This window comes from Mycobacterium sp. UM_Kg27 (assembly GCF_000972905.1).
Taxonomy (GTDB): Bacteria; Actinomycetota; Actinomycetes; order Mycobacteriales; family Mycobacteriaceae; genus Mycobacterium.
The window spans coordinates 1-10324 of record NZ_JRMM01000144.1; the positions used below are offsets into that span (position 1 = coordinate 1).

A 10324-nucleotide genomic window follows, 5' to 3' on the forward strand; every position below is an offset into this window, starting at 1 on the left:
ATGTGTATAAGAGACAGCCCTGCGCCTGAACATGACGAACACCCCCGGTGCCGGGCACGCCGAGCGGTACCGGGCCGCGTTGGAGATGGCGTCCTATGCCGACACCAACGGCGTCACCGCGATCGGCTGCGAAGAACATCATCTTGCGGCCACCGGCTGGCTGCCCGCGCCGCTGTTGATGGCCGCCGCCGTCGCCGGATGCACCAACGACATCCGCATCAGTGTCAACGCCCTGCTGGTACCGCTCTACGACCCGGTGCGCCTCGCCGAGGACATCGCGGTGCTCGATCACCTATCCGCCGGACGGGTCAGTTTCGTCGCCGGAATCGGTTACCGCCCAGAGGAATACCACGCTGTGGGTAAGGATTTCCGGCGGCGGGGCCGCCTGATGGACGAGTGCCTCGAGGTGCTGCTGAAGTCCTGGGGAGACGCGCCTTTCGAATACCGCGGCCAGCTGATCGATGTGACACCCAAGCCGTACACCAAGCCGCATCCGGTGTTCTTCATCGGCGGGATGAGCACCGCCGCCGCCCGCCGAGCGGCCCGGTTCGGATTGCCGTTCTCACCGCCGATGCCCATGCCCGAGATCGAAGCCCGGTATCGAGAGGAACTGGCACGCCATGGAAAGCAGGGGTTCGTCTTCAGTCCCGAGAACGGCAATACCGTGACTCATCTGACCACCGACCCCGAAGCCGCATGGGCCCGATGTGGTGAGTATTTCCTGCACGAGGCAACCGAATACAGCTCGTGGGCGGTGGCGCAGCTGCCTCGCCCCAACGAGAGTCGCACCGACACGGTCGACGAGCTGCGCGCGTCCGCCAAGATCGAGGTGCTGACCCCTGACGAGCTCGTCGAACAGTGTCGCGCCGGCCGCACCGGGGTGACACTGCACCCGCTGATCGGCGGGCTGCCGCTCGACGAGGGCTGGGAGAGCCTGCGACTGCTGGTCGAACGGGTACTGCCGGCATTGAATCCCTAACTGGGACAACCCGGCCCGACGGCTCTCTCCGATAGTATGGGCGGGATGGACCGTCCAGCCGAATCCAAAGTCGACGCCCGTGCGCTGAATGGAGTTTCGGAGACCGCCCTGATGACGCTCAACGGGCGGGCGTATCAGGCCGCACACTCCAACGCCATCATCGATGACCCGGAGGCGATCCGACTCGTCGAATCCATCGCGTTCGACTTCGACAAATTTGGACGCCGCGGCCAGGAGATGGCGCTACGGTCGCTGGCCGTTGATCGATGCGCAACGGCCTATCTGCAGGAGCACCCCGAGGCGACCGTGGTGGCGCTTGCCGAAGGCTTCCAAACCAGCTTCTGGCGGCTGGACAGTGCCATTCCTGACCCGCGATTCAATTGGGTGTCGGTGGATTTGGAGCCGGTGATGCGGCTTCGCGAACGGTTGCTGCCCACGTCACCACGCATCACCAACCTGGCGCAGTCGGCCTTGGACTACAGCTGGATGACGCAGGTCGATTCGAGCGCCGGCGTCTTCATCACCGCCGAAGGTCTGCTGATGTATCTGCAGCCGCGCCAGGCGATGGACCTCATCACGGCGTGCGCCGAGCGTTTCCCCGGCGGTCAGATGTTCTTCGATGTCCCACCGACCGTGGTCAAAAAGATCGCTCCGCGCGGGATGCGTTCATCCCGGCACTATCGCGTGCCCCCGATGCCGTTCAGCCTGTCGGCGCGTCAGCTCGCCGGGCTGGCCAAGACGGTGCCCGGTATCAGAGCCGTGCACGATGTACCTATGCCCAAAGGTCGCGGCCTGTTCTTCGGAACCGTGTTTCCGGCCTTCTGGCAGTGGGGTCCGATGAAGAACTTCCGGGGCGCCTACACGCTGCTCGAGTTCGCCTGAGAACTCGAGACGGATCAGGCGGCGGTGATCTCCAGGCCGATGTGCACTTTGTCTATCCCACCGCGCACCAGCGAGTGCGGGACGAACCACCAGGCGTGCCACCAGTACCGCTTGACCACGGCGTCGTAGACCCGCCGGGTCTCGGACTTGGGCAGGACCCGGGCCACCGCCTCAACGGGTTCCCCTTTGGGTTTACCCAGGACTCCGCATTTTTGGATGGTGACCCGCGGAGTGTTGTTGATGCGCTTGGTTTTCCACGACCCGTCGTCGGTGATGACCAACAACCGGTCCCCGGCGGGCGCACCCCACACCGGGGTCGGTTTGGGCTTGCCGTCCTTGGTGAACGTCGTCAGTAGCAAGTATTTTTCCCGGTACACATCGGAGAATGCGGGTGTCGTCATCAGTCGATTCTGGCAGTTTTCAGCGGATCGTTGGGGCGCACGCCGCGATAAATGCCCCGCCGGACGATCCACGGATACAGCACCCGCTCGATCGACCAGGCCGGGAACCGAAACGCGCGCCCGGACGGCGCAAACACCTCCAGGCCCTCGGGTTGAGGCCCCAGCACTGAACCCCACCGCCTGGTGGGTGGCCGGTAGTGCCGTAGCGGCCTGCCGTCGAGGGCGGCCCGCACGTTGTGGGCCAGCAGGCCATCCGCGCGGTTGCGGGCCGAGCTGCGCAACGGGTCGGTCGCCGCGACGTCACCGATTGCGAACACCGTCGGATGTCCGGGAACCCGCAGATCGGCCGTCACCCGGACAAAGCCGGCCTCGTCGAGCAGCTCGGCCGGCAACCAGGCGGTGTTGGGTCGCACCTTGCCTATCGCCCACAGCACGGCATCGGCTGAGGCCGGGTCCTGACCGGTGCTCCACCGAACCGGGTCGTCGGTGATGCGGTCGCAGCCGAACCCGTGGGGCACGACGGCGCGGTGTTGGGCATGCAGGCCCACGCGCGCTTCGACCAATCTGCGCTTGACGGTGCGCCAGACCCGCGGGTGGTGCTCACGCAGCGGGCGCTGGCCGGGGAAATACAGATCGACCTGCTTGTCCGGCCAGGTGCGGGCGATGTTGGCGGCGCTGCTGACCGCCGCGGCACCGCCGCCCACGACGATGACCGAACCGGCGGTGGCCAGTCGGGAGTGTGCGGTGGTCAGCTCCGCGGCGACGTCGCCGGCAGACTGTGTGGTGGGCCGACGCCAGAAGCCGTTGCTGACTCCGGTCGCGATGATCAGGGCGTCATAGGGCTCATCGCGGGTGACGCCGTCGGCGCACCTGACGGTCAGGGATCTGACGCTCAGATCGACACCGGTCACCTCGCCGTGCACGGTGCGCACCGCGTCCAGCCGCGGGAATCGGTCGAACGGCAGCCAGTAGTCGCGCGCCCACTGCTGCGGGCGGGACAGGCGCAGGCCCAGCTCCTGGCCGCTCACCAGGGCGGGTTTCACCGATATGCCGACCACGTCGGCGTGCTGGGCCAGCCGGATCGCGACGAGCACGCCGCTGTCGCCCAGGCCCGCTACGACCACCCGCGGTCGCGTCACGATGCGACTCAGCCCTGGGCGGCCTTCTTGCGTTCGATGTCGGCCAGCGCGGCGGCCAGCTCAGCCCGCTCGGCAGCCGAGGTCTCCCAGGCCAATTTGCGGTTCTTGACCACCTTGGCCGGCGCGCCGACCGCGATGGAGTAGTCGGGGATGACGCCCTTGACCACTGCGTGGGCGCCCAGGACACAGCCGCGGCCGACGCTGGTGTCCCGCAGGATGGTGACCTTCGCCGCGATCCAGGTGTCCGGTCCGATCCGCACCGGGCTCTTGATGATGCCCTGGTCCTTGATCGGCACGTTGATGTCGTCCATCTTGTGGTCGAAGTCGCAGACGTAGCACCAGTCGGCCATCAGCACGGAATCACCGAGCTCGATGTCGAGATAGGTGTTGATGACGTTGTCGCGTCCCAGCACCACTTTGTCGCCGAATCTCAGCGAGCCCTCGTGGGCCCGGATGGTGTTCTTGTCGCCGATGTGCACCCAGCGGCCGATCTCCATGTACGACATCTCCGGGGTGGCCTGAATCTCCACGCCCTTGCCGAGAAAAACCATGCCGCGGGTGATGATGTGCGGGTTGGCCAGCTTGAACTTCAGCAGCCGCCAGTAGCGCACCAGATACCACGGTGTGTAGGCCCGATTGGCCAGTACCCAGCGCAGCGAGGCCAGCGTGAGGAATTTGGCCTGGCGCGGGTCCCGCAGGCGCGAACCCCGCCAGCGTTTGTGGATCGGAGCGCCCCACATCGTCGTCATGGCCGGAAAGCCTACGCGAGCGCCTTCGCGCCACGCGCTACCCTCACCTGGACTCGTTCACTGCCCGGCCGAGGATTGGGGATTGCCACTGTGTTGCGGCGACGTGGTGTCCTGGCCGGAATCGCCGTGGCGGCGTTGACAGGGCTTCTAGGCGGCTGCGCGAACACCGATTCGTGGGTGGATGCCGCGCCCGCGCCGGGCTGGCCCGCCCAGTACGCCGATGCCGCCAACAGCAGTCATACCGCCACCGCGGGCGCCACCGACCTGCAATTGGACTGGATCCGTTCGGTCAAGGGTGAGCTGGGAGCACAGCCCGCCCTGGGAGTCCACGGCTGGATGATGCTCAACGCCCAGACCGAGGCCGGCTGCTCGCTGATGCAGTGGGAGAACGCCGACCGCGGCCGGCAGCGCTGGTGTACGCGGTTGCATCAGGGCGGCGGGTTCTTCGGCGCACTCATGGACGGCTTCGACAACGTCTATGTGGGGCAGCCCGGCGCCATGCTGTCGTTTCCGCCCACCCAGTGGATCCGCTGGCGTGCACCGGTGATCGGAATGCCCTCCACGCCGCGCATCCTCGGTGACGGCCTGCTGCTGGTCGTGACCCATTTGGGCCAGGTGCTGATTTTCGACACCCATCGCGGCGCGGTCGTCGGCACGCCACTGGACCTGGTGGACGGTGTCGATCCGACCGACTTCCGGCGCGGACTGTCCGACTGCGCCGACGCCCGACCGGACTGCCCGGTGTCCGCCGCACCCGCCTTCTCGCCACAGAGCAACATCGCGGTAGTGAGCCTGTGGCAGCCGGGCGCCAAGGAGTCCGGCTTGGTCGGTCTCAAATACCACCCGGGCGGCGTTCCGCTGCTCACCCTGGAGTGGAGCAGCGACGCGGTCGCGGCCGGCGTGTTGGCCAGCCCCGTGCTGTCCGCCGACGGTTCCACGGTCTACGTCAACGGACGCGACCAGCGCCTGTGGGCGATCAACGCCGCCGACGGCAAGGCGAAATGGTCAGTGCCGCTGAAGTTCCTGGCGCAAACACCGCCGGCGGTGACGCCCGGCGGACTGATCGTCTCGGGCGGCGGCCCCGACACCGAACTGACTGCCTATGCCGACCGCGGTGACTACGCCGAGCAGGTGTGGCGCCGCGAGGACGTCGTGCCGCTGTCCTCGTCGAGTCTGGCCGGCAAGGTCGGCTACACCGTGGTCGCCGGCACCAGTCTGGGTCCGGCGGGCTTGTCGCTGCTGGTGTTCGACCCGGCCGACGGCCACAGCCTCAACAACTATCCGTTACCCGAAGCGCGCGGGTTTCCCGTCGGGGTGTCAGTCGGCAATGACCGGCGGGTGGCGGTTGCCACCAGCGCCGGCCAGGTGTTCAGCTTCGCCCCCGCCTGATCGCGGCTACTCCCCCGACATCACACCGCGACAGCCAGCGGCGGGAGCGCGGTGCGCGGCACCTTCACCGACGTGGCACCGGAGCTCATCGGCAGCAGTTCGCCGGGCGCGAAGTAGAAGATCACCTCGTCATTGGTGATGGCGAAATTCTGGTAGTGCGCCGGGTCCAGCCCCGAGCCCGGCGAGATCAGGATCGCCGGTACCCCGGTCTGGCGTTCGAGGTCGCGCTGCACCACCGGGAAGATCGCGTCCAGCGGCTTGCTGTTGGGGGCGAACAGAGTGTCGAAGGTGATCGGCTTGCGGGTCGCCAGATCGTAGTTGAACGACTGGTACCAGGTGGACGGCTGCGGGCCGCCGAGGTCTTGGAAGATCTTCAGCACGACGCTCTGGGTGCCCTTGGGGGCCTGACCCGAACGGTGCTGCTCGGATGTGGCGTCCATTTCGTAGGGCATGTCGCGCGACCCGGGCGACTTGGCCACCGTCAAGAACCCGTCGCGGTTCTGCACCAGGTAGTCGGTCAGGGTCTGCTGGTCCGGGTAGTCGACCGGAAACCGCATGTCAAGGGTGTAGTTGGCGTTGGACGAGTGGACGTGGCACTGTCCGGACTCGACCGTGCCGCCCAGTTCGGCACAGGGCGAAACCGCGCCCGCCGAGGGTATCCCCGTCATGCCCAGCCAGCTGCCCACTGCACCGCCCGCCAACAGGACGGCCACCAGAATGCGCATTGTCGGTTTGTCTCGCTTTGTGTCGCCTTGCCGCAGCAAGCAGGAATGGCCTGAAGACGACAGCTTACCGGGCCGCTCAGCGCGACGGACGGCAGACGAAGGCAATCGCCCGCGCGGTTGCCCCCGTCCCGATGCGGGTGATCACCACCGACAGAGCCTGCGTCCCGCGCAGACGCAGCCGGCGACGCAGACCGTCCGGGTCAGCCTGCACGTCGCGTACGCCGCGCACCAGGATTTCCAGGGCACCGCAGTCGTGGACCGACAACGCCTGCCGAAGGCGCTTTTCGCTGTAGGCCAGCGTTTCGAGCACCTCGAATCCGCGTAAGCCGTCCGGTAGTTCGTCGCCGGACAGATAGGCGATGTCGGGGTCGAGCTGCCAGAGCCCGTGCCGGGCGCCGTACTGGCGGACCAGACCGGCCCGCACCACCGCGCCGTCGGGGTCGATGATCCAGCGCCCCGCCGGCCGCACGTCGCAGTCATCGGACTCGGCGTCGGTGATCTGCTCGCCGCGGTCGAGGATCACCGCGCGGCGGCGCACCCCGGTTTCGGTCAGGCTGGGCGACCATAGGCAGGCCTCGCGAACCGAGGTGCGCCACGAGGTGACTTCGATCTCGCCGTGAAAGCCGAGCGTCCGAACTTTCTCGAAATCGATTCCGGGAGCGGCTTTTACGACCAGGTCACGACCCGCATAGCGCTCCACCAACAGGTCCAGGGCGGGTTGATAGTCGGCCGGGTCGAACCGACGCCGCCCACCGGCGCGCCGGCCGGGGTCGGCCAGTACCACGGTGCCGCGGCTGACCGGTGCCAGGGCATCAGCTCGCACGACGGCCCCGCCCACGTTGTGGCGAGCCATCGCCAGCCGTACCGGGTCGAGGTCGCTGCCCAGCACCCGATCGATCCGCTCGGACAGCGCTGCCAGCTCGGTGCCGACCGAGCAGGTCACGTCGTGTACGGCGGCACCCGGTGCCGCGGCCGCGATCCGGTACGCGCGGTGCCGTGCCACCGGCGCGGCACTGGCCTGCTGCAGCGCCTCGTCGGTGAACAGCCACCGTGAGATGCCGGGCAGCTCAACCAATTTGGCGGCGGCACGCCGGCGCAGCAGCACGGTCTCGACCAACGCCGATGTCCGGGTGCCGAAGCGGCCGCGCAGGGCGGCGATGTCGGCGATCCGGGTGGCGTCGGTGAGCGCAAAACCGGCGACCTCGCCCAGGGCGGTGGCCCCGGCCGGCGAGCTCAGATAGCCGACGTCGTCGACTTCAAATCTGAAGCCGGCAGTCAGGACGGTTTAACCCCGGTGATCATCAGGTTGTAGAACCAGCCTTTGGGCACCACCCGGCGCCAGATGTTGGCGTCCACCCAGCTCAAGGCCGTCCAGCTGCCGAAGGCGAACCGCGCCCAGCCCCAGCCGAGCTTGCCCGGCGGGACCGTCGACTCGAAGGTGCGAACCGGCCAGCCCAGCATCGCGGCGGTGAACTCTTCGCTGGCGGTCTGCACCTCGACCGCGCCGGCGTTGGTCGCCATCCGCTCCAGGTCGCGCGGCTCGAAGGTGTGCAGGTCCACGATCCACTCGAGGGCGGCGGCGCGGGAGTTCTCGTCGAGCTCTTCCTGCGGTCGGCGCCAGGATCCCATGCCGGGCAGCTTCATCGCCGCGACCGTGGTCTTCCAGGTCAGGTCGGCTAGCCGGCGCGCGTAGAAGTTGCCGACCGTAGTGGGCTCCCCGGCGAAGATGAAGCGCCCACCCGGCTTGAGCACTCGCACCACCTCACGCAGCGACAGTTCGACGTCGGGAATGTGATGCAGCACCGCGTGGCCGACCACCAGATCAAACGTGTTGTCCTCGTAAGGGATGCCCTCGGCGTCAGCGACCCGGCCGTCGACGTCCAGACCGAGGGCCTGACCGTTGCGAGTGGCGACCTTGACCATGCCCGGCGAGAGGTCGGTGACCGAGCCGCGCCGCGCGACGCCGGACTGCATGAGGTTGAGCAGGAAGAATCCCGTGCCGCAGCCCAGTTCCAGCGCCCGGTCATACAGCGGCGTTTCGCCGGTCCGCTCGGCAGCGGGCACGATTGCGTCGAAGCGGCCCCGGGCGTAGTCGATACAGCGCTCGTCGTAGGAGATAGACCACTTCTCGTCGTACTGCTCAGCCTCCCAGTCGTGGTAGAGCACCTGGGCGAGCTTGCTGTCGTGCCGGGCGGCCTCCACCTGCTCGGCGGTGGCGTGCGGGTTCGGCGTGGGGTCCGTACTGGTCATGGTAGGTCAGCCTAATAGGTGATATCTGCACGGCGAAGCCGGGCGGAACCAGGTCACTGCTGGCGCGACCGCGACTCAGATCGCGCCCACCAAGCCATCTGCCAAGGAGTCGGCCGCTGAGCCGGTGCTGTCGCCCAGCGCGCCGGTGAGGGTGTCGATCACGGCCTGCGGGAACGCGGTGACTGCGGCGAGCACGTCGGTGAAGCCCGTCTGCAGCGCCGCGGTGATGTCGGCGGTATCGCCACCCTGGATGGCCTCCCAGATGTTCCAGGCGGCGATCTGCGGCGCGGTGATCAGATCGCGGAAGTCGACGAACAACCCGGTAAACAGGTCCGGGGTTGCCGAGACGGGTATGCCGTCCCAGCTGACCAGCGTCCAACCGTCGGTGGGGTTGCCTTCGAGGATGGCCTGACCCCCGTTGGGGGGCGGGCCGCCGTTTTCGAGCACCGTCTGGATGATCGGCCAGATATCGGGGTTCTTGACGTTCATCAGTATCCAGATGGCGATAACCCCGCCGCTGGAGGACGCCACCGCGGTCGTGGCGCCGTCTCCGGCGATGGTGTTGTCGTACATCGTCTGGACGGCTTGGTCGACCTGCTCGTCGAAGACCACCCCGTTGTAGTTGGTGCCGGGCTCGGAGACAAAGAGGTTGCCCAGGATCCACGAAGCCATCGGCAAGAAGAAGGACGCTTCGGTGAGCAGGTTGCGGGGCTGTTCTTCGAAAAGCCCGGCGGGGATCTCGTTGAGGTCCGTCAGAACCTGCACAGCCGGCATGCCGGGCAGTTGGGCCAGCGCTGCCATGGTCTGCTGGGTCCGGATAAGTTCCGAGGCGTAGATGCCGGCGATACCGTCGGGGAACTGCTGCTGGATGGCAGCGGCCACGTCTTGCGCCTGCTGCTCGCCCAGCGCCGTGAGGGGAGCACCGGGCGGCAGCGTGCCAAGAATGTTGTTGACGTCGTCCGTCGATTGCCCGTGCCGCACCAGATCCAGCGTGATGTCCTCGGCAGTCAGCGCGATGTCGGCCACCTGCACGGCGGCGGACACCGGCGCCGCTACCGGCGTGACGACTCCGACGGCAACCAGCGTGATCCCGGCACTTATCCACGTACGGCTGATGATTGGCAGCATGTCTATCCCCCCAGATAGGACACAATGTGGCCGATATCACAGCTTATCTATGTTATCGAGAGCGGGGCAATACCCAGCGTTCAGGAAATCGCAGGTTCGTCGGACTCCGCGAAGCCGGGTGCGGCAAGCTAGCGCCACACCCGGCTTCGCCGCTGCGGGTCAGGGGCTAGATAGCCAGGGCCCCCAGCAGGTCGCCCCACGCCTCGGCGGAGCCGCTGCCCGCGGCATCGCCGAACGCACCGGTGATGGTGTCGATCACTGCTTGCGGGAACTCCACCAGCGCCGAGAACACCTCGCTGAAGCCGGTCTGCAGCGCAGCCAAGATGTCGGAGGGGTCCCCACCCAGGATGGCCTCCCAGATGTGCCAGCCGGCCATCTGCGGCACGGTGATCAGGTCGCGCCAGTCCACGAACAATCCGGTGAGCAGACCCGGGTTCTCGGCGACCTCGGTGCCGTTCCAGCTGACCAGCGTCCAGCCGTCGGTGGGGTTGCCCTCCACCACGACCTGTCCGGTGTTGGGCAGCCCGCGGTCATTGGCCAGGGTGTCCAAGTACAGCCCCCAATCGGGGTTCTGGACGTTCATCATCGTCCAGGCCATGATCGCGGCACCGTGCGAAAACGCCACGCCCGAGCTGTCCGAGTCTGCCGTAGTGGCGTCGTAGATCTGTCTCTTATACACATC

10 protein-coding genes and 1 pseudogene are annotated in these 10324 nt (G+C 67.2%); 3 read left to right on the top strand and 8 right to left on the bottom strand.

Annotated features, from left to right (window positions below; genetic code table 11):
* The first annotated feature begins 31 nt into the window (after nt 1-31).
* Nucleotides 32-979, top strand: coding sequence for an LLM class flavin-dependent oxidoreductase (locus LI94_RS18065; RefSeq protein ID WP_046302059.1), 948 nt, complete (start codon nt 32-34; stop codon nt 977-979).
* A gap of 45 nt (nt 980-1024) precedes the next feature.
* A complete protein-coding gene (locus LI94_RS18070; RefSeq protein ID WP_152664868.1) occupies nt 1025-1861 on the top strand; it encodes a class I SAM-dependent methyltransferase in 837 nt (278 codons plus the stop codon).
* A gap of 14 nt (nt 1862-1875) precedes the next feature.
* On the opposite strand, the gene LI94_RS18075 is transcribed toward LI94_RS18070, so the two are convergent.
* The 3 genes from LI94_RS18075 to LI94_RS18085 are packed head-to-tail and all read right to left on the bottom strand — an operon-like array spanning nt 1876 to nt 4150.
* Nucleotides 1876-2262, bottom strand: a complete 387-nt coding sequence (locus LI94_RS18075; RefSeq protein WP_024440210.1) for a PPOX class F420-dependent oxidoreductase — start codon at nt 2260-2262, stop codon at nt 1876-1878.
* Complete coding sequence (locus LI94_RS18080; RefSeq protein ID WP_046302061.1) at nt 2262-3401, bottom strand: FAD-dependent oxidoreductase; 1140 nt, start codon at nt 3399-3401, stop codon at nt 2262-2264. The genes LI94_RS18075 and LI94_RS18080 overlap by 1 nt, the downstream gene beginning before the upstream one ends.
* Before the next feature lie 8 nt (nt 3402-3409).
* Complete coding sequence (locus LI94_RS18085) at nt 3410-4150, bottom strand: acyltransferase (protein WP_046285259.1); 741 nt, start codon at nt 4148-4150, stop codon at nt 3410-3412.
* 90 nt (nt 4151-4240) lie between these two features.
* On the opposite strand from LI94_RS18085, the gene LI94_RS18090 reads away from it, so the two are divergent.
* Nucleotides 4241-5539, top strand: a complete 1299-nt coding sequence (locus LI94_RS18090) for a PQQ-binding-like beta-propeller repeat protein (RefSeq protein WP_046302062.1) — start codon at nt 4241-4243, stop codon at nt 5537-5539.
* A 20-nt stretch (nt 5540-5559) separates the two neighbouring features.
* Here the strand turns inward: LI94_RS18090 and LI94_RS18095 are convergent, their stop codons facing one another.
* The 5 genes and pseudogenes from LI94_RS18095 to LI94_RS18115 all read right to left on the bottom strand — a co-directional run.
* Nucleotides 5560-6264 (bottom strand): esterase, encoded by a 705-nt coding sequence (locus LI94_RS18095; RefSeq protein WP_024440214.1) that lies wholly within the window; start codon nt 6262-6264, stop codon nt 5560-5562.
* 76 nt (nt 6265-6340) lie between these two features.
* Entirely contained in the window at nt 6341-7543 is a 1203-nt protein-coding gene (locus tag LI94_RS18100; protein ID WP_082105810.1) for an SAM-dependent methyltransferase, read from the bottom strand.
* On the bottom strand, nt 7540-8514 hold the full coding sequence (locus LI94_RS18105; protein ID WP_046302064.1) for a class I SAM-dependent methyltransferase: 975 nt from the start codon (nt 8512-8514) through the stop codon (nt 7540-7542). The genes LI94_RS18100 and LI94_RS18105 overlap by 4 nt, the downstream gene beginning before the upstream one ends.
* Before the next feature lie 75 nt (nt 8515-8589).
* Nucleotides 8590-9642, bottom strand: coding sequence for a phosphoglycerate mutase family protein (locus LI94_RS18110; protein ID WP_046302065.1), 1053 nt, complete (start codon nt 9640-9642; stop codon nt 8590-8592).
* A 166-nt stretch (nt 9643-9808) separates the two neighbouring features.
* Nucleotides 9809-10324, bottom strand: a pseudogene (locus LI94_RS18115) (histidine phosphatase family protein); the annotation flags it as partial.

What these genes read in the sequence shown, in the direction of transcription:
- LI94_RS18065 (WP_046302059.1), top strand. Translation starts at nt 32, where the DNA reads ATGACGAACACCCCCGGTGCCGGGCACGCCGAGCGGTACCGGGCCGCG.
- LI94_RS18070 (WP_152664868.1), top strand. Translation starts at nt 1,025, where the DNA reads ATGGACCGTCCAGCCGAATCCAAAGTCGACGCCCGTGCGCTGAATGGA.
- LI94_RS18075 (WP_024440210.1), bottom strand. Translation starts at nt 2,262, where the DNA reads ATGACGACACCCGCATTCTCCGATGTGTACCGGGAAAAATACTTGCTA.
- LI94_RS18085 (WP_046285259.1), bottom strand. Translation starts at nt 4,150, where the DNA reads ATGACGACGATGTGGGGCGCTCCGATCCACAAACGCTGGCGGGGTTCG.
- LI94_RS18095 (WP_024440214.1), bottom strand. Translation starts at nt 6,264, where the DNA reads ATGCGCATTCTGGTGGCCGTCCTGTTGGCGGGCGGTGCAGTGGGCAGC.
- LI94_RS18105 (WP_046302064.1), bottom strand. Translation starts at nt 8,514, where the DNA reads ATGACCAGTACGGACCCCACGCCGAACCCGCACGCCACCGCCGAGCAG.
- LI94_RS18110 (WP_046302065.1), bottom strand. Translation starts at nt 9,642, where the DNA reads ATGCTGCCAATCATCAGCCGTACGTGGATAAGTGCCGGGATCACGCTG.